Here is a 22,814-nt window from a genome sequence, read left to right on the forward strand (position 1 = left end):
TTGCGAAATAATCAGGCCAAGCCCCCTTCAGGGGGTTGGGGGTGAAGTGCTAACCCTAACTATCTCCAGCAAACTCATGGGCAAATTTCACGACGACATCAAAGCCGCACATAAAGATTTCATTCGGGCGCAACACCTGTTTTTCGTGAGTACGGCTCCTCTGAGTGCAGATGGCCACATCAACCTGTCGCCTAAAGGCCTCGATTGTTTTCGGGTGTTGGGCGATAACAAAGTGGGGTACATGGATCTGATCAGCAGCGGGAACGAAACCTCGGCCCATACCCTGGAAAACGGCCGGATTACGTTCATGTTCTGTTCCTTCGAAGGAGCCCCCAACATTTTGCGTCTTTATGGAAAAGGCCATACCGTACTGCCCGGCACCGCCGAATGGCAGACCTATTCCCCCGAATTTACAATTCACCCCAGCACTCGACAGCTCATTATCGCCGATATCGATCTGGTCCAGACATCCTGCGGCTTCGGCGTTCCGTTATTCGACTACGCGGGTGAACGTGATGTTCACTTCAAGTGGGCCGAGAAAAAAGGGAAAGATGGTTTAGTTGAATATGTGCAGGAAAATAACCTGATCAGTCTGGATGGGCTGCCAACAAATTTAGGTCTGCAACAGGCATAGCCGCATGTCCGGCATTTAATTTGCAGTACGGCATTTGTGTGAGTCATAAATCATACCATAATGCGCGCCGTACTGATTTCTCTTTTTTGCCTGCTCTCCTTTTCATCTCTTTTCGGACAGGTGAAACTGCCCGTTAAAACACAGAAAACCCTGTTCTCTATTTCGGCGGTTGATGATAAAACATCAGCAGAATTACCGGCGCAGTTTACCATACAGGCCATGCAGGCTAAAAAGAAGTATACTGGCAAAAGCGTCCCTTTCAGGCCATTTGAGTTCATTTTAACCCGAACCGATACGCTGAATGTCATTGCCAGTGCGCCCGGCTATTACGAAGCCGAAGAGTTAATGGTCGTTTCCTGCGACACCTGCGCCACATATGGCTACGCTATCCGACTTGAGAAAGAGGAAAAAGCCGATAGTGTTTTTCGGGATTTGCAGGTTAACCACGCCTTTCGGCTCGACAATGTCTATTTTGACCAAAGCAGCTACGTTCTCCGGCCAGAATCGTACCCTCAACTCAATAAACTCATAAAGACACTGGTGACTATCCCAAAACTGGTCATAGAAATAGCCGGGCATACGGATAACGTGGGCGACAAACGGCTGAATCAGGCGCTTTCGGAGAATCGCGCCAAGATTATTACAAACTACCTCATCACCAACGGCATTCCTGAAAATCGGCTACGCCATAATGGCTACGGCAGTAGTAAACCGGCCGCTCCGAACGACTCGGAAGAAAATAAACGAAAGAACCGGCGCGTTGAATTTGTTGTATTAGCTATGTAGGCGGCTGGCGCGGGGTTGACCCCGTGCTTGTCCATGCTGCCAGCATTCGCTGGCTCTTGAAAAGCCTGGCCGGACCACGTCAGCGAATGCTGGCGTATGAATAGGCACGGGGCCAACCCCGCGCCAGCACAACAAATGCCAATGACGTATTTCGTTAAACCTGACTCCATTGTTCGCCGAATATGGGGGGACGCCGATGTAATTCTGCTGGTCTTTGCCGGTTCTGCTGCTGAATTTGCCCTGAACCGGGCGGTAGACTGGCTGTTCTTCACGGGCAAGCTCCCCGCCGACCCCATCGCCCGCCTGTTTTCCACCGTTCGGTACGCGCAGGAGATCGTCTTCGCCCCCGAGGCTAAAGCCCGTGAAGCCATTGCCCGGATGAGTGCCATTCATGGTGGCGTTGAGAAAAAACGGGGTTACCAGATTCCAGACTGGGCTTATCGCGACGTACTGTACATGCTCATCGACTACTCGATGCGGGCCTTCGAAACATTACACCGCCCCTTAACGAACCCCGAAAAAGAGGAAGTATTCAGTACGTTTCGGGAAGTGGGCGCAGGCATGCACGTTCCGGACTTACCCAGCACGTTAACCGATTGGCAAACCGACCGGGAAGCGCATTTAAATCGCGATCTAGTGCGGAGTGAGTTCACAGATAAACTGTTCCGGAGGTATCGTGAGCAGTTAGGCAACTGGCGGTATGATTTGCTTCGGCAGGCCCAGGCCGTGCTTGTGCCCAGGCAGGTTAGCCAGCAACTGGCTTTACCTGCAAAACCAGCCTTATCGTACTCAATTGGTCTCTATAAAATCCTGAATGGTCTGGGGCTTCGGTCGACTGTTCAGCGTATATTGTTACCCACTGCCTATCTGGATCAGATTCGGGATTTGGACAGATAACGTCTGATTCAGGCTCCAGCCTGTCCATGTAGCCAATTCGATGGCCAGGCTGGAGCCTGTCCCTGACAACCTTCATCAACATGGCATCTTCTCCTATTACAACCTCCGTTTTCGATCTGTTTAAAGTTGGGCCGGGACCGTCGAGTTCGCACACCATTGGCCCGATGAAAGCGGCCTTCGATTTCCGACAACGGCTGGCGCATCTCCCAACCGAAATTCAGCAACGCGCCGGTTCGATTCATGTGTATTTGTACGGGTCGTTGAGTGCTACCGGCAAGGGTCACGGCACCGACCGGGCGGTGGTGGCCGGTCTGCTGGGCTGGCAACCCGAATCGACGGACCCCGTTGCCATGTTGAAACTGTTGCGCGACCCGGCGGCACTATACCCGGTACCCGTTGGTGATAAAACGATAGACGTTGGCCCTCAGCAGATTCACTTCGAGCGGAAACGATATGATTCACCCTATGCCAATACGATGGTCCTCAAACTAGTATCGGGGGATGAAGTATTGGCCGAAGAAGAATATTACTCGATTGGTGGTGGATTTATCATCCGTAAAGGGGAACCCGAAGCCAATACGGATGGAAAAACCGTGCCGTATCCATATAGCACCATGACCGAATTAAAAGCCCTGCTGACAGATAATAGCTTTTCACTGGATGAACTTTTGATGGCTAATGAAATGGCGCTAACCGGACGAAGCCGAGTAGAAGTCAATCAGCGACTGGATCAGTTGCTGGATTTTATGCATAAGGCTGTTCGGCGCGGGCTTAAGCATAAAGGCATATTGCCCGGCACCATAAAACTGAGTCGCAAAGCGCCGATTCTATTTCAACAGGCTAAGGGCATGAGTCAATCTTCCGATAGTTTTCTTATCTTTTTAAACGCCTATTGTCTGGCTGCTTCGGAGGAAAATGCTGCCGGGGGTATTGTCGTGACGGCCCCCACGTCGGGTGCATCGGGGGTTATTCCCGGATTGACCTTTCTGGCCAAACATCATTTCCATTATGACAAAGCCACCATGCGGGCGGGTATGCTGGCGGCTGCGGTTATTGGTTTCCTAGTGAAGCACAACGCTAGTATTTCGGGGGCAGAAATGGGCTGCATGGGCGAAATTGGCACCGCTTCGGCTATGGGAGCGGCTTTCCTGACGCGCTGCGTCCAGTCTACCCCCGACATTGGCCCCATTGAAGCGGCTGCTGAAATCGGCATCGAACATCATCTCGGCATGACTTGCGATCCCATTGGCGGCTATGTTCAGATTCCGTGCATTGAGCGGAATGCAATGGGTGCGGTAAAAGCCTACAACGCGTTTTTGCTTGCTACGTCGGGAGCCTCCCATTTTCAGAAAATATCACTCGATTCGGTCATCAAGGTCATGAAGGCTACCGGCCGGGATATGTCTACCAAATACAAAGAAACCTCCGAAGCGGGGCTGGCTCTAAGCGCGACGGAATGTTAAGAAACTGAGCACTGAACAGCATACTGCTGTTCAGTGCTCAGTCTGAAAAACGTAGCAAGATGAATTGGTTTACTGCCGAGCAGAAGAATGCTGTCCGGTTCAATTCTAAACATTTCACAGTGATTAGTGTGTTTTTAATACATTACGCTTACTAACGCAGTATTAAACACACTAATGACTAATATTTACACACCCCAACAGCAACGCATCCTGCTCATAGCGAGCCTGTTCATTATTGCAGGCTTCATTATCTATGGCTTGAGCGGCTACATATCGGCTTTCTTGGGCGCGGGGATTCTTTATGTCGTTTTTCGGCCCTGGTTCACAGCGCTGGCCATCAAACGACACTGGAATAAATCGCTGGTGACAACCCTGCTGATTATTTTCTCAATAGTGGTTATCATCATGCCCTTCCTAACGCTGAGCTTGCTGCTTATCGACCGGATTCAGTACTATTCTCAGCATACCGAAGACATTCTAAACCTCGCTAAGAAAGCTGAAGAGCTGACCGGCTATCAGATCACCAGTCAGGAAAACATCCAGAATCTTTTAAGGCAGGGGGGCTCCTACGCGAGTCGGTTACTTCCGTCACTGGCGGGTGGTGCACTTGATTTTATCGTGATTCTGGGACTGATGTTCTTTACCATGTATTTCATGTTTGTCCAGCAGGAAAGCTTTCAGGCCGGGCTCCAGAAATACCTGCCTTTCAAAAAAGACACGCAGAAAGAACTTGGTGAATCACTCAAAAATAACGTCAACGCCAACGTCATTGGTCAGGCGCTCGTGAGCTTGGTACAAGGTGTATTAACCGGTGCCACGTTATGGATATTTGGGGTACCCGACGCGCTTTTTTGGGGCACGGTGGCCTTCTTTATGGCTTTTATCCCCGTTTTGGGAACCCCCCTTGTTTGGGGACCAGCCGGATTGATTCAGCTATCGCAGGGCAACACAACTCAGGGGATTGGCATTCTGGTGGTTGGGGTGGTGGTTATCATCAACATCGACAACCTGCTCCGTATCATGCTGGCCAAGCGCATGGGCGATATTCATCCGCTGGTTACACTGGCAGGAATTGTGCTCGGCGTCCCTATTTTTGGAATCCTGGGGCTGGTTGTCGGGCCGTTGCTCCTCTCCTACTTCATCGTACTGATTCAGGTATTCGAGCGGCAGAACAAACAACAGGAGAAAGAAGTAGCCGTGGCCAAGGAAAAAGTGGAAGCCGAAGCGGAACGGGAGAAACGATGAAAGTCGAGGATGGTTTTATAGAGTAAAAAAGGGAGGAGTAAAACGCCATACTTTCAAGGTATGGCGTTTTACTCCTCCCTTTTTTATTACCTATTTCAACGGGTGAGACGGATGGGCTGTGGGGAAGATGACCAGGGCATCATATCCCAAAATCGTTCTTCGTAGGTTAACATTGTCTATGGTTAGTGTTTGCCGTTGTAGCGCTTTACGAATTGGCAATAAGTCAAAAACGACCCAGTTGTCGGTTGGTGTTGCGTCAAAGAAAGGTTTGATAAAGGCCAGATCGCCTTTGTAAGGATCCAGTGCATGCTCCGGCAGCCCTTTAAACGGACTTCCCTGAATACCGTTTTTACCGAAAATAGCTATGTGAAAGGAGCTTTTAAACTCGCTTTCGGCCAGGTTGGCGAGCAGGTTTCCACAATCGTAAACGGTAAGATAGCTTTCTCCCCGGGCACAGTGCATGGCACCCATTTTTACCAGCACTTTCTTATTTTTAATTGCGGATTCGTACACCGACATAAGCTGGTGCTTCATGAGCTGCACCCGCAGGGAGTGACTTCCCGTTTTATAGATTCGAGCCGACAATTTTATGGCTTCCAGTATTTCCTTTTCGTTCGAAGACATAGGCATTTTCGCCAGTGCAGCCAGATCCTGTTCAAAAGCAGCACTTTGCATATACATGGGCTGACTGAGGTCCTCCGTCAATTTTTCGGCGGCCACTCTGGCCCGTTTTGCCATTCCCTCATACTGCTTCCGAACATTGGACCGGGCAGCGGAACGAGCCAACTCCTCAAACAGCAAATAGTCGGACATCAGGGCTACCTGATCGAGGCCCACGAACGACGTTTGAGCCCCTTTGGCTTCCCGAAGCATGTGAAACTCTTCGGCCAGGCTATAAAATGACAGAGCTGGTCCGGCTTTTCCGGCCCATTGCATGATCGAAGCGGTATCGGTCAACGAAAGCGTCTGATTGAGACGCCGGGCCACATATGGGTCTACTTCGAGGGCAAATGTATGGAAGGTTGTTGTGTTGAGCACCTGCTCGGTAAAGAAGGGAATCTCGGCCATAAAATGATCCTCCCCGATCAACACGTACTGATTTTGTTTAACACCGTCCTGGATCAGATTCCATCCTTTCCCGGTAAAACCACTAGTATCAGCCTTCAGTAAATGTGTATTCTCTCTTATCAGTCTACTCCACAGGGTATCAGGTTGTTGCGCAAACGTATCAGAAACGACTAACAGGCAGAAAATAATGAATAATGATTGTGCGATACGGAACATACTATAGAGAAAAGTTAGTCAGATGAGCGCCCTTCCGGTGTTGTTCGTAAGGGTAAAAAAAGGGCTGTCAATTCGCAGGTCCATCCGGAAATATCGAACAAAACCAGCGAGTTAACAGCCTTTTTACGTGAACAGTGATTTACTGCCGCGTCACTTTGCTGGCGCCCGATGTTTCGGAATCCATCTTATTTACATGACCGAAATTTGCGTGGCTGGCACCGCTGGCATCGACTTCGGCATTATCGACACTCAGATCGTTCGCTTCAATTTTGCTGGCTCCGGTTAAGTCAGCTTCCAGTTGATTGACGTGGCCCCGCAACACCGCGTTCGATGCGCCCGACAGTTGGATATTCATCTTGTCTGCCGTTCCGTCAAAAACCGTCCGGCAGGCACCGCTCATGTCGATTTTTAAGTCTTTATAGTTGCCGAACCCGGTCAGACTGGCTTTGGAAGCACCTGAAAGGGTAAGTTCGTCAATACCCGGAACCGTAATGGTCAACCCGACGCGTTTGCGGTTACTCCAGTCGAACAATCCACCCCGACGATCAATTTTAACTTCGAGTGTGCTGCCGTTCACCCGAACGTCCATATCGCTCATATCATCTTCGCGGCCATCGGCAACGACTTTGTAAACATCACCCTTGCGGAAACGTACCACAAATGCTCCGGCCACATTTACTTTCGAAAAGGCCGTTACATTGAACTGACGGGTGTGGTCGCTTACGCGGTCAAAGTCGTCGCCAAGTTCGCTGGCTACGGCACTCTGCACATCGTCAGTCAGGTCAGTTACGTCGTTGTCTTCGTCGTTATCATCCCGATTTTTTTCACGGGGGAAGTTGATACAAACCAGGCCCTCGGCTTTCGTGAACTTCCAGATGCTTTCGCCCATGCGATCAAACTCTTTTTCGCCAAACTCATTGCGGATGAAGCGGGCAAAATCCCTCGTCATACGAAATGGTTTTTCGTAGGGGATCATTAGATCCATGTCCAGATCCTGGGCTCGAAAACGCGCGCCGGGAGCAAGCTCCATCGTTTCATCGAAGCGAACCGTCGAATCTTTAACAAGATAGACGTACTTGATTTTTCGAGCGTTGGCTTGGGCTTCGGTCCGGGTGCTGCCCTGCGCCCGGAAATATTGAATCAAGGTAATGGCTGTTCCTTCGTAGCCTTTTACATCGATAGATGGACGAAAGTTATCATCGTTTTCTACCTGATTCATGGCAAAGGTCGGGATGGCCGCCGGGATATTCAGCACTTTTGTCTCCTCAACTGTTCCCCGTCGTTGAAAGCTGGAAATCAGCGGGGTAGCGGTTCCGGCAAGAACCACTAGACTCAACAGCCATACACCCGCCAGGGTTAAGGCCGTCCGGCCGCTCAATACGCTGCGGGTGGTGATAAGCATAACCCCCAGAATAGCCAGGCCAAAAGCAGGGATGATGCCGGCAGCAAAAGCCGAAAACACCATTGGCACCGTCACATCGGACCGGAACAACTCAATTGGCAAGTCCGTACCGGGGCCAAAGTGTGTACCAGACCATAAGCCAATGGCAGCACCAAGCAAGGCCAGGCAAACGATCATGAATGAAAAGCCTAGTATCAACATCAGTACTCCGGCAAACACCCGAATCAGGGAAACGACGCCATTCAACAGGGGTCCCAGTGCACTTCCAAGACCGCCTATGATGGTGGCAATGGCACGAAAGGGAAATAACAAGACGCGAGTTAATGTACTCTCCCGATCTGGTGTTTCGTTGATATTGAGGTTTTGTTTGATGCTCTGCTCGATGTTCGAGAGTGTGATGGGCTGACCCTGCATCTCCATTTTTTCGGTTAGGGTATTGGCCTGCGGAGCAATCATCCACAGCACGATATAGAGCAGGAAGCCAACACCGAAGAACACGATCCCCAGCACGAACAACAGCCGGATAATACCCGTGTCGACGCCGAAGTAAGCCGCGATTCCGGAGGCAACGCCCCCCAGCACTTTATCTTCGGGGTTACGGAAAAACTTTTTTACCGTTTTGTCGTCTTCAATCGTCATCACGCCCGGCAGGGCAATCCACATGGCAATGTAGATGATGAAGGTAAAGCCGCTCAGGCCACCAAAAAATCCGTCGGGACCATTCGACGCACCACTCAGGGCTGGTAAGCCGACGAACAGGCCAACAAAAATCAGTCGAATCCAGACCACGTCCATGTTAAAATAGTGGGCCAGACCGGCACAAACGCCACCCAGGGTTTTCCGGCGAAGGTCGCGCACCAGCCGGCGGGGAGCCGTATACGGTATGCCGGGTTGTGAGGCATAGGCTCCGGAAGCCGGATTCGGATTACCCGTTTGAGCAGTTGACCCTTTGCTGGCGGTTCCCTGCCCAATGCCTGCTGCCGAATGACGACCACCATTGGTTACCAGAACTTCCTCTTCCTCAACGGCTTCGAAGTCAGCAACGGTACCCATAGCGGCTACGAGTTCGTTGACATCTTCTAGGGAAACCACCTGTTTGTCGGCTGCTTTCAGTTTAGCGAGGAGCTTCTCGGCAATCCGGTTTTCGATGTCGGTAACAATTTCCTGACTGTCTTCGTAGGTCGAAAAGTACTGCTGTACCGTAGTCAGGTAATTTTTAAGTTTGTCGTAGCCATCCTCTTCAATATGAAAGATGACGCCACTAATATTTATGCTGATTGTCTTTTTCATTGGAGTCCGACGATTCGGTTTTTGAAGAGAATAGGCTAAGCGTTGGCTGGAGGAATTATTGGGTCAGGCGAGGGCGAAACATTGACCGCACCATTCGTAATTTTTTTGTGTAAATCTACTTTTCCGACAATCGCATTAACAGATTCGGCAAGTTCCTGCCAGGTAGCGTTGAGTGCATCCAGTGATGTGCGACCGAGGTCGGTGAGAATGTAATATTTACGTGGAGGCCCGGAGGTAGACTCTACCCATTTGTAATCGAGCAGACCGGCATTCTTCAGGCGGGTTAATAGTGGATACAAGGTTCCCTCTACAACCATGATTCTGGCGGAAGTCAGCTCGTCGAGCATATCGGAGGCATAAATTTCGCCCCGCGATATGATGTGCAAAATGCAGAACTCCAGAATACCCTTCCGCATTTGCACCTGAGCGTTTTCTATATTCATTGGTGTATTTGATTTCGTTAATTTCTTAGTTCAAAGGTACAATAAGGTACTATGCGATGCAAGGTACCTTATTATTTTTATCTTACTTTCTGTATCAATGGTATAAAAGGCAGGATGAGTGGTGGTATATGTCAGTTTCCAAAGTAAATGCGACACTTTAGGCCAACGACCTATTACTACAAGGATTTTTCCTCGATCGTGGTGGTCGCTAGGGTTTGGTCGACCATGAACTGGCTAGAGGGCCAACTTGATGCTTGAGACTTGATCAATTGAGTTGGTATTGGAGAAAAAGAGTGGCTGACTTGTCTCTCTTCCTTATTTCCAAAAGACCATTTAACTTAAATAGAGGACTTTCTTTCAAGCAGTGAAAGCTTGATTTGTGGAAGGACTTACACCAACAGTTATGCTGTATACTCGATGAAGTGTGATACTAAGACTGAACCCTCACTATAAGATAAATTGTTAATATATGTACATGATCCATCTAGTCGAGCGTTTTCGTGAACGAAATCGTTAAAACTTTAGATTGTATTTTTTCGGGAAATAGCCAATAATTTCTCCTCCAGACTTAAAAGCTCAAAAATGGTACATTTAGATCAAAGGTCTTGCTGGTCTCACCGCACTAGTCTAAAGAAATAGCCCCTAAATCGTTGTAGACATCGTAGAGGCCTTTGTGATCCGATATGACCTTATCGTTTGAAGCCAAACGTGAGAAATAGGCCGACCAGCACCACCGCGACACCCACACCCAGAAATACTTTTCCGGTAACTTCAGACTCTTTTGCCGAGGTGGGGACTGGTGTTTGAGGCTCGTAGCGACCCTCCGTGACGGCCAGAATCAGCGCCACGGTTTCAGCCGGCACATCCAGCTGCGGCACGTGGCCACAATTCGAAAACCAATGAAGCTGCGCGTCAGGAAACAATGCCAAGGCCCGTTTCGCCTGGCTGGGCGGACAAATCCGGTCCTGACGACCCCAGCCAATGACCAGGTTGGGGATGGAGCCAAGCGGTGCTCCCTGCTGGGGGGGACCATGAGCCAGACTATCCAGGAGTTTGGTGAAGCTGGGGGTAGGCAGAAACTCCCGAAATTCATTCAGGGCCACTCGAGCCGGAATCGTCCAGAGATGGGCCGAAAATTGCGCGAACAACAGCGTTCGGCTCACCGGATTGCTCACCAGGGGGGGTAAGATCGGTTGGATGAGACTGGATAATTGAGCCGATAGCCGAACCGATTGGTAGAAATAGGCCACCTGCCAGCCTTGCCAGAACCCACCCGGATCCAGGGATACGACCGAACCGACCACATTACTCCGCCGGGCTAATTCAAGCACCAGCCGGGCCCCCATCGAATTGCCGACGGCATCAATGCCCAGGAGCTGATGCTGGCTTAAGAAATCGGTTACCGCATCGGCCAGGGTGGGAATGGATACCTCCCCAACTAGGGCAGGGGACTGCCCGAAACCGGGCAAATCCAGCGCAATTACCTCCCGGTGAAGGGCTAACTCACCGACAATGCGATCCCAGACCTTTAAGGAACTCCCCAGGCCATGGAGCAGTAATAACGGTTTACCGGCACCAAGCCGGACATAATTCAGGAACATACGCAGTAGTCAATAAATCTTAAGGTTGCGCGAATCAACGTACGATGAACCGCAACCGTGGCATATAATTTAGGGCTGGTGGCCTGGCTACCCTTACAGGCTACTACTAATTTAAACAGGATCTGTTTGTTTACTAAAACGTAGAAACTCCACATTTTGCTGGACACAACGTAAGGCTTGTTTACTGTCGTATCTAGTCAGCTATAGCCTGTCTACGCGTAGATGAATGGCACTCGATTAGGCAATGGTCTTGGTAACACCCCCATCGACCCGGACGGCGGCTCCGTTCGTGGCCGAGGCCAGTGGACTCGACAGATAAGCCACCAGATTGGCTATTTCCTGGGTTGTGGCAAACCGTTTGATGATGGAGGTCGGGCGGGCCTGTTTGAAGAAGTCCTTCTCCATTTCCTCGACCGACACCTGACGACTGGCGGCCATACTGGTGATAAAATCGCCAACCCCTTCTGACAAGGTCGGGCCAGGCAGCACCGTGTTAACGGTCACGTCGGTGCCGGTGGTCAGTTCGGCTAACCCCCGCGAGATGGCCAGTTGAGCCGTCTTCGTCGTACCGTAGTGAATCATCTCCGTCGGGATTTGCAGCGCCGATTCACTGGAGACAAAAATGATTCGCCCCCATCCGTTGGCCAACATGTTGGGGAAATAATGGCGGGAGAGTCGAACTCCGCTCATAACATTGACCTCAAAAAACTTGAACCAGTCTTCATCGGATATCTGAGTGAATTCCCTGGGCTCAAATATGCCCACGTTATTGATCAGTATGTCCACCTGAGGTAGTTGGGCCAACAAGGTGTTTATTTCCTCGACCTGACTGAAGTCAGCCGCAATGCCTTGAAACCGGGTACCGGGCAATTCAGCCGTCAGTTGATGGACCAGGGCATCGACTCGGCCCTTATCTCGGCCATTGAGTATGACTTCGACCCCTTCCTGAGCCAACGTTTTAGCAATCGCCAACCCAATGCCCGCCGTTGATCCGGTTACCAAAGCGGTTTTACCGCGTAGCTGCAAATCCATTTTATTCGTGTTTAAGCTTTAATACTTTAGTCAAGTAGGCCTGGTGCCCACTGGTCGTGATTAGTACACTGTGCACGATGCCATTGGCTTAACCAATACGGCTACTCGTTCTATCACAGGAGTATAGGTGGCCATCCGATTAAGATGACAATCTATTACCAGACCGTCACCAGCAGCCTACCGGTTTCTGGTGACGGTCAAGCTACCGATACGCTTAGCCGAAAAGCTAGAGGGTGACTCCCTGGGTAAAGAACAACAGGACGTTGTCGTGGCTGTAGTTTTGGTGTACGGACTTGTTGGCATCCGCGTCGCCAGCCACAAAATTGTAGGTACCTGGATAGTTGGCATCCTGGGAATCCTCTACGCTTCCGGCCAACGCGCTGCCAGCCATCAGGCCATAACCAGCCAGGCTAAATGTAAAGGCATTCGTCGTCTCATCAACGACCGTCACCTCCGAGACTAAATACCCCCCTTCTTCGGTCTCCATTAGGGGTTGCTGGGATGCCAATTGGGCTTGTAGATACTCGTAGGGCGTTTGCATGTTGTTTTTCTATAACAACCCAGGCAACACGCTCACTGTTCACGGACTTTGTATCGCGCCACTGTTCAGGCCCAAAGACGATTGGTTTTTGGTGAGTAACGTTTTTAATTAGCCGGGTTGTTCGGGCAATAATAATAGGCGTTTGTAACGACAAAAACAGCCTGTGAAGGGCGAGGAATAGCGTGCCGGGGTTGGGCTATCGAGTATACGGCACCAATTGGGTATTAGGATCAAACTGACCACCGCCGGGCTACCCCCCGATTCCGTCAACTCCAGAGCAGTCGATTCTGCTAGGAATGAGCCAAGTACATCTGTCCAATTTTAAGTATGTATAACTTCTGGGACGGGCTGTATGTAGGCGAACACTGAATGAAACATCCTGATAAACCAGACCCTGAATTTATCCATGGGCAGTCGAGCAAATTATTCGGTTTGGTTAAACTAGAGCCCGTTAAGGACCCTCAATTGACGTGGCTACACTAGAACTGAAGAAAGTTGATTCTCCGAGCTGCATGGATGGTCGCCTATCCCCTGAACTAGACAAATACCTTACGATAAAAAAGCTTATTTTTCTAAACAATCAGCTTACACCGATATAGAACGCTAATCAACCAGCGTGAAATGTCCACGGATGAAACGGGCGCACAGGAGCACGGTTCTTTTTTTTAGATGCGACCGTAGCCTCACTTTTTTGGTTCGACTATAACTTTGTTTCTAAACAAAAGTTGTTTCCAGACAAATCGACGTCTTGACATAGGTGAATGGATCGTACGCCAGGCAACTTGCTAAAAGGAGTCGCCAGTAAGGTCCAGACGAGGCTGGTAGCAGCCGCTATCAGAGCCACATTGCGCAGTCGACCATGACCCAACTCGTCGGCGGCGGGGCCACCAAGCGAAGGTGTTTGTCTTATGAGACAGGAAGTGCCTGTGAATTAGGTACCCGATGGACAGTTGTTCCTCATTCGGAAGGGATAAACCATACAGATCGTGTTAAGGGGCTTGCCCCATACCGCTAACACGCCCTTCTGAGGACCCAGAAGCTTCAATTCGTAAGCGGGGATTTGTGGTGAAAACTAATTCGGTTGATGTTGCTCCTCTTCGTCCTACTTCCAGGGTAGGTAGCCAGCATGGCATTTCAGCAGATAGACCTGTTTAAGCGCTCTCGCCAGTGCTTAAGGTAGCCTCCATGCAGCATGACAATGGATTGGGTTAGCGTAAACCAGCTCAATCATCTTTAATGACAGGTAGCTATGTTAGCCATGAATTTTCGCGGGCCCCGTCAGATCAGGCTAGACCGGAATAAGCCCGAGCCGGAAATCAAGCATCCCTATGATGCCATTGTCCGGGTCACCCGATCCCTGATTTGCGGCTCAGACCTGCACCTCTATCACGGTCGTGTGCCCGATACCCGGGTGGGCATGACCTTTGGCCATGAGTTTACCGGCGTAGTCGAAGCGGTCGGCTCGGGCGTGCAAAAACTGAAAGTGGGTGACCACGTGCTGGTGCCCTTTAATGTGGCCTGTGGCACCTGCCCGCATTGCAAGCAGGAACTCTATGGCAACTGCAATGAGTCAAATCCGGAAGCTACAGCTGTCGGGGGCTTTTTTGGCTATGCTCACACCGGCGGGGGCTATGATGGCGGACAGGCCGAATACGTTCGGGTACCCTACGCCGATGTGAGCCCCACCATAATCCCCGAAGGAATGGACCTGGAAAACGCCGTTCTGCTGACCGACGTGGTGCCCACGGGCTATCAGGCGGCCGAACAGGGCGGCATCCAGAAAGGCGATACCGTGGTGGTGTTTGGCGCTGGTCCGGTCGGTCTGATGGCAGCCCGTTTTGCCTGGTTTTTCGGGGCTACCCGGGTCATTGTGATTGACCATGTCGATTACCGCCTGGAGTTTGCCCGCAAGTTTGCCTTTGCTGAGGCTTACAACTTCCGGGAGATGAAAGACCCGGTGGTGTTCCTGAAAAAAGCCACCGATTACTTTGGCGCCGACGTCTGTATTGATGCGGTAGGCTGCGATGGCACCGGCAATGCTTTGCAAACCATCACCGGTAAAGGACTACTCCTGCAAGCCGGCGATGCCACCGCCCTGCACTGGGCGATTAACTCGGTAAAAAAAGGGGGCATTGTTTCCATCATTGGCGTATACGGTCCTCCCTGGAACCTGGCCCCCATTGGCAGTCTGATGAACAAAGGGATTACCGTGCGGGCCAATCAGGCCTCGGTGAAACGGCTGCTGCCCAAGCTGATTGATCACATCATGAGCGGCCGAATCAATCCCAAGGAAATCATTACCCACCGGCTACCGCTGGAAGAAGTGCCGGATGCGTACCGCATGTTTTCCAGTAAGCTGGACCACATCGTTAAACCCTTGTTAATTCCGCCACGTGCCAATGCGGCTTAAACACTAAACGTATGCAAACCGTACTAGAAGATAGAATAGGTGAATTTCAGGACCGCAAGATTGCGAATCGAAACCAGAGAAACCGTATCAAAGACATACCTGGCTGGGGCATGGATGCCGATCCGGAAAATGATCCCACCTACCCCATGAAACAGTGGAACGGGGCGGACCACGAGCGGCTCAATTATGAAAAAGCCCCCCAGCAGCCCCTCGACATCGAGGTCCTGCATTCGGTGGAGCGGCCGGGCATTACTCGTGTCTTTGGCACGTCGTCACCGCCTTCGGGCCTCAGTGGGGCTGTCCGTCGCTATGCTTATCAGTTTAGTGAAGCGACCGCTACGCACTGGATGACGCTGATCTTGGCCGACCGGATAAACGCCATTGAGGGAAAGCTGAGTGACTTAGCCCACGGCATTCTTCCCAACCCCTGGATCGAAAGGGGCTGGCGAGCGGAATGGAAGTATAACCGCCCTGCTTTTATCCAAAAGACAGCGACTACAGCCTTGCTGATCACGGCCGGCTACATGCTGCTGAACCGGAAAAACAAGCGTACGTAGGGTTTAGAAAGCGGGTAGGATTGATTGGATCAACTCAAATGAGGCCACACGTTGAACACATTTGGGTTGATCTATTTTGGCCCGGCTAGTTACCAGGTACCTGTTTACGGGTGCTAAATCATTTAAACCGATCCAATTATGCCTACGAGCAGTCATCAATTAGAAGAAGTGTTTTCCGACGATACGGACCAGTTAACCGGTGTGGCGATCGCGAAAGACGGTCGTTTATTTACCTGTTATCCGTTATGGCCCGGCCCACACCAGTACAGTGTGGTCGAAATTTTACCCAATAACCGGGTGAAACCTTATCCGGACGAACGGTGGAACAATTGGCAGGAAGGGGATAATGGAAAGGATAAATGGGTTTGTGTGCAGGCCGTCTATGTTGACGCCGAGAACAACCTGTGGGTGGTGGACCCGGCCTGCCCGAACATGGAACAGGTTTATGACGCTAGTTTTAAACTGGTGAAGTTCAATCTGGCTACCGACAGCATCGAAGAAGTCTACCGGTTTGAGGGCGTCCTGAGCAACAAAAGCTACATCAACGATGTGCGGGTCGATACCCGTAGAAAGGTAGCGTATTTAACCAACTCCAATGAAGGGGGAATTGTGGTCATCAATCTGGAAACGGGAACCATCCGGGAGGTATTGCGCCATCATCCTTCGGTGAAACACGACCCTTCTTTTACCCTGATCGTGGACGGAAAAGAATTCAAAAAGCAAGGGCAGCCGGCACACCTCCAATCGGATGGCATTGCCTTAACACCGGATGGCGAATGGCTGTATTATAAACCGCTCACTGACAATAAACTCTACCGCATTCACACGGAATTTTTGCGAAACGAAGCCTTGCCGGAAGAACAATGGGAGGCTGCGGTGGAAGATTTGGGACGGTTTGCAGTGACGGACGGGATGGTATTTGACAAAAACGGCAACTTGTATCTGGGCGATTATCAGCATTACAAACTGGTACGAATAACGCCTGCCCATAAGCTGGAAGATGTCGTATCCGATGAAAGGCTGATCTGGCCCGATAGTTATTCCATTTCAACGGATGATTATTTATACATCAGTTGCTCCCAGATCCATAAGCAACCCGATTACAATGAAGGCGAAAACAAACGAACAACACCCTATGCCATTTACCGGATGAAATTGCCTGATGCCTAAAAGCGGCCTTCTGCCCAACCCTTGACTTATGTGGGGTTAACGAGCAGACTAGGCGGTTAAGCGGGCAAACAAACCTTACATCTCCCTAAAACTATGGCAAACAAAAAGCAGCCCGTGTCGCGGGTACTGGGCATGGAACCGATTGAACCCGACGCCAGCGGGTCCAGTCGAATCAATGTGGGCAATACGGAGCGAGTCTGGTCGATGGCTGGCGGAGCGTTGCTGGCCACCTATGGCCTGCGACGGGGTTCGTTTGGCGGACTCTTACTGGCTTCGCTGGGCGGATTTATGATCTACCGGGGGGCGTCGGGCTATTGCCCCATGAACCAGGCGCTGGGGCGAAATACGGCCGAGCCAACGACCCCAAATCAGGTAGTGGATTCGATTGAAATTACCAAAAGCCTGACCATCAACAAACCGCGCCAAGAGGTATATGCCTATTGGCGGCAATTGGAGAACCTGCCCCGGTTTATGTTTCACCTGAGCGAGGTTCGACAACTCGACAACAACCGGTCGCACTGGGTCGCGAAGCTATCGGATGGGCTCCTGGCGAAAACACTGGGAACAGTGGAGTGGGATGCCGAAATCCTTGAAGAAGTTGAAAACGAGCGATTAGTCTGGAAATCAGTTGCCGATGCCAGGATTGACAACGCAGGCGAAGTGAGGTTTGTCGATGCACCCAATGGCCAGGGTACGGAAGTTCACGCCTTTATTGCCTATCGGCCACCGGCCGGGCAAGTTGGCGGTGTGCTGATGAAGCTGTTCAACCCGGCCTTTGCGCAACTGATCAAGCAGGATCTGCGCCGGTTCAAGCAATTGCTGGAAACCGGCGAAATCGCGACCATCGAAGGACAGCCGTCCGGTCGGAAACCTGAGCAGCAAACCAGTAAGAAACCAGTATCTGAACACGCTGAAGCGGACGAAAAACATGAAAGCGCTATGTTATAACGGGGTTGGTGACCTGCGCACAGAGCGGGTTCCCGACCCAACTATTCTCAACCCCAAAGACGCGGTTCTGCGGGTTATTCTGTCATCGGTTTGTGGCTCCGACCTCCACCTGCTCAACGGCTACGTGCCAACCATGCGCGAAGGCGATATCATTGGCCATGAGTTTATGGGCGAAGTGGTCGAAACCGGTTCGGAGGTGAAGAAGATCAAGAAAGGCGACCGGGTCGTAGTGTGTTCGATTCTGGGCTGTGGCGAGTGCCAATATTGCCAGGATACCCAGTGGTCGCTCTGCGACAACTCCAATCCCCACGCCTGGATACCGGAAAAAGTCTACGGGGATTCGCCAGCCGGGATTTTTGGGTACTCGCACGCCTTTGGCGGCTATGCTGGCTCCCATGCCGACTACATTCGCGTACCGTATGCCGATCAGGGCTGCTTTGTCATTCCCGAAGGATTACCCGACGAAGCCGCTGTGTTTGCCTCGGACGCGATGCCAACGGGCTTTATGGCCGCGGATCTGGCTGACATTCAGCCGGGCAACGTGGTGGCGATCTGGGGCTGCGGAGGAGTAGGTCAAATGGCCATTCAAAGTGCTTTTCTGCTGGGTGCGTCCCGCGTGATTGCCATCGACCGGGAACCCGAACGACTACGCATGGCCAAAGACATCAGTAAAGCGGAGGTGCTTGATTTCTCGACAGTCGATGTGCAGGAAGCCTTGCGGGAAATGACCGGTGGGCGTGGCCCCGACCGCTGCATCGACTGCGTGGGTATGGAAGCCGTCAGCGAAGGGCTGGATTATTATTACGACAAAGCCAAACAGTTTGTCCGGCTGGAATCTGATCGGCCGATTGTGCTGCGGGAAGCCATCCTGGCCTGTCGGAAAGGCGGGACCGTTTCCATTATTGGGGTATACGGCGGCTTAGTCGATAGCATCCCGATGGGAGCGGCCATGAACAAAGCCCTGACGTTCCGAATGGGCCAGCAACACGGGCAGCGCTACATTCCCCGGCTGCTGGAGCATCTGCAAAAAGGGGAGCTTAACTCAGGGTTTATGCTCACCCACAAAATGTCGCTCGATGAGGGCATGAAAGGCTACGACCTGTTCAATAAAAAAGAAACGATGCGGGTTGTTTTTGCGCCACAATAGGGGATTGTACGGCTGGTCAGGCGGGAGGAACCCCGCGATAGTGCGGAAAGACGGCGGGCGTTCATCCGCCTGACCAGCCGTCGCTTCTAAACTAATGAAGCTGTTTACCGTTTTTAGTGAGACGAAGGCGTGTCCATGCATTTGTCAGTTAAATGGTCCTCTTTTCTTCGTGTGTAAGCGAGTCTGTTAACGTTTGGCCCAGCACACAACACAAACTACAATTGAAGAAATTGGAGTCCGTCATAGCTTTTTAAGGCAAGTTGCCCAAAAACCAATCAAATTCGGTATCCCTTTATGGCTCGACGAACAAACGCCAACGACCAGGACGATCAAGCAGCATCCGGATTTGTCCGCGTGCGGGGCGCTCGTGAGCACAACCTCAAAAATATCGACGTCTCCATACCACGCAATCAGCTGGTGATTTTCAGCGGTGTCTCCGGCTCGGGCAAGTCGTCCCTGGCCTTCGGTACCCTCTATGCCGAAGCACAGCGACGGTATCTGGAATCGGTTTCCCCGTATGCCAGACGGCTGATCGATCAGGTCGGCGTGCCGGATGTCGATGCCATTGACGGCCTTCCACCCGCCGTCGCCCTCCAGCAGCAACGCGGCACGCCCAATGCCCGCTCGACGGTAGGTAGTCTGACGACCCTTTCGAGCCTGGTGCGCATGCTCTACTCGCGCGTGGGTACTTACCCCGCCCGGCAGACGATGCTCTATGCCGAAGATTTTTCCTTCAACACCCCGCAAGGGGCCTGTCCCCGCTGCCAGGGCATGGGCCGCGTGCATACCATGACCGAGGAGTCGATGGTTCCCGATCCGTCATTGACCATCCGCCAGCGGGCCATTGCCGCCTGGCCCACGGCCTGGGGCGGTCAGAACCTGCGCGACATTTTAGTCTCTCTGGGCTATGACATCGACATACCCTGGAAAGACCTGCCCAAAAAGGATCGACAGTGGATTCTCTTTACGGACGAGCAGCCGACGGTTCCCGTCTATGCGGGTCTCACCCCGACCGAAACGCGTCAGGCTCAGCGACTGAAGATGGAACCGAGCTATCAGGGAACTTTCAGCAGCGCCAAACGAAACCTGGAGCACACGCTTGCCCATACGGACAGTGCAGCCATGCGCAAACGCGTGTTGCAGTTTATGATCAGTAGCCCCTGCTCGGTATGCCAGGGCAAGCGCTTAAAGCCCGAGGCCCTTTCGATTACCTTCGCCGGTTACGACATCGCCGATCTTTCGCACCTCTCTCTGGACCAACTGGCAGACGTTATTAGGCCAGCCGCGAATGGCGAGTTTGCCGCCGACAGGAACCCGGCAACGTCGCTGGTGAGTCGCCAGGCGGCAAAAGCCGCGCTGGATCGGCGCCTGCAGGCAGGTGGCTCAGCGCACAAGGGCGCCCCGGATGTGCGCCGTACGGATGACCTCTCGCCGGAAAAGCGCATCGCTGCCGAGCGTCTGTGCGGTGATCTGCTGGATCGCCTGACAACGCTTATCGAGCTGGGCCTGGGTTATCTGTCGCTTGACCGTAGCACGCCCACCTGCTCATCCGGTGAGTTGCAGCGGCTGCGGCTGGCCACTCAACTCTCCTCCCAGCTCTTTGGGGTCATCTATGTGCTGGACGAGCCAACAGCCGGGCTGCACCCGGCCGATGGCCACGCGCTCTTCGACGCCCTGGACAGGCTAAAAGCGTCGGGCAACTCGCTTTTTGTGGTCGAACATGACGTTGAACTGATGCGCCGTGCCGATTGGCTGGTTGACGTTGGCCCTGAGGCAGGCAGCGCGGGCGGGCGCATTCTCTACAGTGGAGAACCACAAGGCCTCAGGCAAGTCACCGAGTCCCGCACCCGACCCTACCTGTTTGAGGAAACAGCCCGGCTCTCATCCCCCAACCGTTCCCCTCAAGGCTGGCTACGTCTGGAAGGAGTCCGACGAAATAATCTTCAGGGGGTGGATGTTTCGTTTCCGCTGGGTTGCTTTACCGCCGTGACCGGTGTCTCGGGCTCCGGTAAATCCAGCCTGGTGAGCCAGTCGCTGCTGGATCTGGTGGCAGCGCACCTGGGTATGAGACGGGAAGAGACCGAGGAAGATACGCTGGAAAATACCCCCGCCGAAAAAACCATCGGTCGATTGGGGGGCGCTACCGAGGCCATCCAGCGACTGATTGAGGTGGATCAAAAACCAATCGGACGAACCCCACGCTCCAACCTGGCCACCTATACCGGGCTTTTTGATCAGGTCCGAAAACTCTTTGCCGCCACGCCGGAGGCCCGTAAGAGACACTTCGATGCCGGCCGTTTTTCCTTCAACGTCGCCAAAGGGCGGTGCCCAACCTGTGAGGGAGAGGGCCAGGTCAGCATCGAGCTGCTGTTCATGCCGAGCGTGTATGCCCCCTGTCCGACCTGCCATGGCACACGTTACAACGAAAAGACGCTGGAGATTTACTGGAACGGTAAATCCATCGCGGATGTGCTGGGCATGACGGTCGACGAAGCCTGCCTGTTTTTTGCTCAGGAAGCGTTGGTGTTACGGTCCCTCGATACGCTGCAAGCTATTGGCCTGGGCTATCTCAAACTTGGGCAAAGCGCGACCGAGCTTTCCGGCGGGGAGGCACAGCGCATCAAACTCTCCACCGAACTGCAACGTACGCAACGGGGCACCACCCTCTACGTGTTGGACGAGCCGACCACCGGCCTCCATCCGCGGGATGTCGACCGTCTTTTGGCTCAGCTGAACCGCCTGGTTGATGCGGGCAATACCGTGATTGTCGTCGAGCATGATATGCGTATGGTCGCCCAATGTGATTGGGTGATCGACGTGGGACCCGGAGCCGGGAATCACGGCGGCACGATCGTTGCGGCAGGCACTCCCGCCCAGATTGCCGCGCGTCAGGCAAGCCGCACGGCTCCTTTCCTTTCGAACTTTCTGTAGCCCGAGCTAAGTCTCCCCTAATCAACGTCAAGTCAATGCGCTACCAAGTTAGTTTCATCTTGGGCCACTGCCTCCTGATAGTTTAACAGAATTACCAGGAGGCAGCGACCCAAACAAAAGGTTGCTATTTTAGTGGCGTGCCATTTTACTTCAAAATACCCTTCTTTCTGAGACGATGAATCTTTCATGTATTTGCTTCCTAAATGACCAGGTCCACCAGTTGTACCCGACTCCGAGGCAAATCATTACGCTTTAATCCTTACAAGCGGTCTGATTCATTTTCAAATAGTATTTTACCGCTAACCAAATTAGAGTAAATCCGATCTTAAACTTATTATTAAATTGTACATTTCATAGTAAGCGTTTAGAGAAAGCAACCTTTTCGTGAACGATTTCAGGCTTGAAAGATAAGGGTTAGACTATGCCAGAATTTTAGAATAAGCGTTCACTCGGCGAAGCCCTTTACCATACGTGGCTCGGTCTTGACCTTGCTGCTCATCCTCGACAATAACCCGACCAATATGCCAGTACATTAGGGCTAAGGCATGATTAATAGAGCGAGCTGCACTTTCTCTTGATTGATGAATAATCTGCCGAATTTCAGAAACTAATTGATCCATTTAGGTGGAAAGCAAATACGTCTTTTTGAGTAAGATGGGATCGTAACAGACACGATTTTCTATCGGCGAAGTTACTCAATAAAGGATGAAGGATGTGCGCTGAAAGTACTTTATCAAACTGCCCAGATTGAGCTTATACGTTCACAAAAACCAAACATTGGCTAAAAATGCTGAACTATTAAACTGAACGGGTTTATTGAACGCAAAAACTATTGTTTTCGACCACTCCCCTCCTACTATGCCATCGTTCAGAAAAACGTCCGAAAAAAATGAATTTTTCGCATCTTGTACCGTCCTAAAATAAGTTGACCGTTTTGAGTTAGTCCGATTCTATATTGACCATTTTACTGGTAGTCCTAAGTTAAGCTATTTCTCGGCCCCTGATTCGGGCGACTTATAGTAATTTTTCCAGC

18 protein-coding genes are annotated in these 22,814 nt (G+C 51.8%); 11 read left to right on the top strand and 7 right to left on the bottom strand.

The features are described from left to right. Window positions 1–76: 76 nt before the first annotated feature. The 5 genes from ACYVJM_RS26695 to ACYVJM_RS26715 all read left to right on the top strand — a co-directional run bounded on the left by ACYVJM_RS26695 (window position 77) and on the right by ACYVJM_RS26715 (window position 5,025). Window positions 77–634 carry a pyridoxamine 5'-phosphate oxidase family protein gene (locus tag ACYVJM_RS26695; protein WP_461151278.1) on the top strand — a complete coding sequence of 186 codons (558 nt, stop codon included), beginning with the start codon at window positions 77–79 and terminating at the stop codon, window positions 632–634. A gap of 60 nt (window positions 635–694) precedes the next feature. Beyond that, entirely contained in the window at window positions 695–1,420 is a 726-nt protein-coding gene (locus ACYVJM_RS26700) for an OmpA family protein (RefSeq protein ID WP_461151279.1), read from the top strand. Between the two features lie 141 nt (window positions 1,421–1,561). Beyond that, complete coding sequence (locus tag ACYVJM_RS26705) at window positions 1,562–2,317, top strand: oxygenase MpaB family protein (protein ID WP_461151280.1); 756 nt, start codon at window positions 1,562–1,564, stop codon at window positions 2,315–2,317. Between the two features lie 80 nt (window positions 2,318–2,397). Then, window positions 2,398–3,780 (top strand): L-serine ammonia-lyase, encoded by a 1,383-nt coding sequence (locus ACYVJM_RS26710; RefSeq protein WP_461151281.1) that lies wholly within the window; start codon window positions 2,398–2,400, stop codon window positions 3,778–3,780. Window positions 3,781–3,954: 174 nt separating this feature from the next. Beyond that, a complete protein-coding gene (locus ACYVJM_RS26715) occupies window positions 3,955–5,025 on the top strand; it encodes an AI-2E family transporter (protein WP_461151282.1) in 1,071 nt (356 codons plus the stop codon). Between the two features lie 90 nt (window positions 5,026–5,115). Here the strand turns inward: ACYVJM_RS26715 and ACYVJM_RS26720 are convergent, their stop codons facing one another. From ACYVJM_RS26720 to ACYVJM_RS26745, 6 genes are all read right to left on the bottom strand, one after another. Then, window positions 5,116–6,309, bottom strand: coding sequence for a hypothetical protein (locus tag ACYVJM_RS26720; RefSeq protein WP_461151283.1), 1,194 nt, complete (start codon window positions 6,307–6,309; stop codon window positions 5,116–5,118). Window positions 6,310–6,448: 139 nt separating this feature from the next. Continuing rightward, a complete protein-coding gene (locus ACYVJM_RS26725; RefSeq protein ID WP_461151284.1) occupies window positions 6,449–9,001 on the bottom strand; it encodes a PspC domain-containing protein in 2,553 nt (850 codons plus the stop codon). 35 nt (window positions 9,002–9,036) lie between these two features. Then, the gene (locus ACYVJM_RS26730) at window positions 9,037–9,444 is read right to left on the bottom strand and encodes a PadR family transcriptional regulator (protein ID WP_461151285.1); all 408 of its coding nucleotides are present in this window, start codon (window positions 9,442–9,444) and stop codon (window positions 9,037–9,039) included. A gap of 689 nt (window positions 9,445–10,133) precedes the next feature. After that, a complete protein-coding gene (locus ACYVJM_RS26735; RefSeq protein ID WP_461151286.1) occupies window positions 10,134–11,045 on the bottom strand; it encodes an alpha/beta fold hydrolase in 912 nt (303 codons plus the stop codon). A gap of 237 nt (window positions 11,046–11,282) precedes the next feature. Further along, window positions 11,283–12,077 carry an SDR family NAD(P)-dependent oxidoreductase gene (locus ACYVJM_RS26740; RefSeq protein ID WP_461151287.1) on the bottom strand — a complete coding sequence of 265 codons (795 nt, stop codon included), beginning with the start codon at window positions 12,075–12,077 and terminating at the stop codon, window positions 11,283–11,285. 226 nt (window positions 12,078–12,303) lie between these two features. Beyond that, entirely contained in the window at window positions 12,304–12,618 is a 315-nt protein-coding gene (locus tag ACYVJM_RS26745; protein ID WP_461151288.1) for a hypothetical protein, read from the bottom strand. A gap of 1,249 nt (window positions 12,619–13,867) precedes the next feature. Here ACYVJM_RS26745 and ACYVJM_RS26750 point away from each other — a divergent pair. The 6 genes from ACYVJM_RS26750 (at window position 13,868) to ACYVJM_RS26775 (ending at window position 21,781) form a co-directional block, all read left to right on the top strand. Next, complete coding sequence (locus tag ACYVJM_RS26750; RefSeq protein ID WP_461151289.1) at window positions 13,868–15,028, top strand: zinc-dependent alcohol dehydrogenase; 1,161 nt, start codon at window positions 13,868–13,870, stop codon at window positions 15,026–15,028. Window positions 15,029–15,039: 11 nt separating this feature from the next. Next, window positions 15,040–15,585 (top strand): hypothetical protein, encoded by a 546-nt coding sequence (locus tag ACYVJM_RS26755; protein WP_461151290.1) that lies wholly within the window; start codon window positions 15,040–15,042, stop codon window positions 15,583–15,585. Window positions 15,586–15,723: 138 nt separating this feature from the next. Continuing rightward, complete coding sequence (locus ACYVJM_RS26760) at window positions 15,724–16,755, top strand: L-dopachrome tautomerase-related protein (protein WP_461151291.1); 1,032 nt, start codon at window positions 15,724–15,726, stop codon at window positions 16,753–16,755. A 93-nt stretch (window positions 16,756–16,848) separates the two neighbouring features. Then, window positions 16,849–17,703, top strand: coding sequence for an SRPBCC family protein (locus ACYVJM_RS26765; RefSeq protein ID WP_461151292.1), 855 nt, complete (start codon window positions 16,849–16,851; stop codon window positions 17,701–17,703). Beyond that, the gene (locus ACYVJM_RS26770; protein WP_461151293.1) at window positions 17,684–18,850 is read left to right on the top strand and encodes a zinc-dependent alcohol dehydrogenase; all 1,167 of its coding nucleotides are present in this window, start codon (window positions 17,684–17,686) and stop codon (window positions 18,848–18,850) included. The genes ACYVJM_RS26765 and ACYVJM_RS26770 overlap by 20 nt, the downstream gene beginning before the upstream one ends. Before the next feature lie 294 nt (window positions 18,851–19,144). Beyond that, window positions 19,145–21,781 carry an excinuclease ABC subunit UvrA gene (locus tag ACYVJM_RS26775; protein WP_461151294.1) on the top strand — a complete coding sequence of 879 codons (2,637 nt, stop codon included), beginning with the start codon at window positions 19,145–19,147 and terminating at the stop codon, window positions 21,779–21,781. 419 nt (window positions 21,782–22,200) lie between these two features. Here the strand turns inward: ACYVJM_RS26775 and ACYVJM_RS26780 are convergent, their stop codons facing one another. Continuing rightward, a complete protein-coding gene (locus ACYVJM_RS26780; RefSeq protein ID WP_461151295.1) occupies window positions 22,201–22,401 on the bottom strand; it encodes a DUF1016 N-terminal domain-containing protein in 201 nt (66 codons plus the stop codon). Window positions 22,402–22,814 lie beyond the last annotated feature (413 nt).

It is taken from the genome of Spirosoma pulveris (assembly GCF_054781875.1).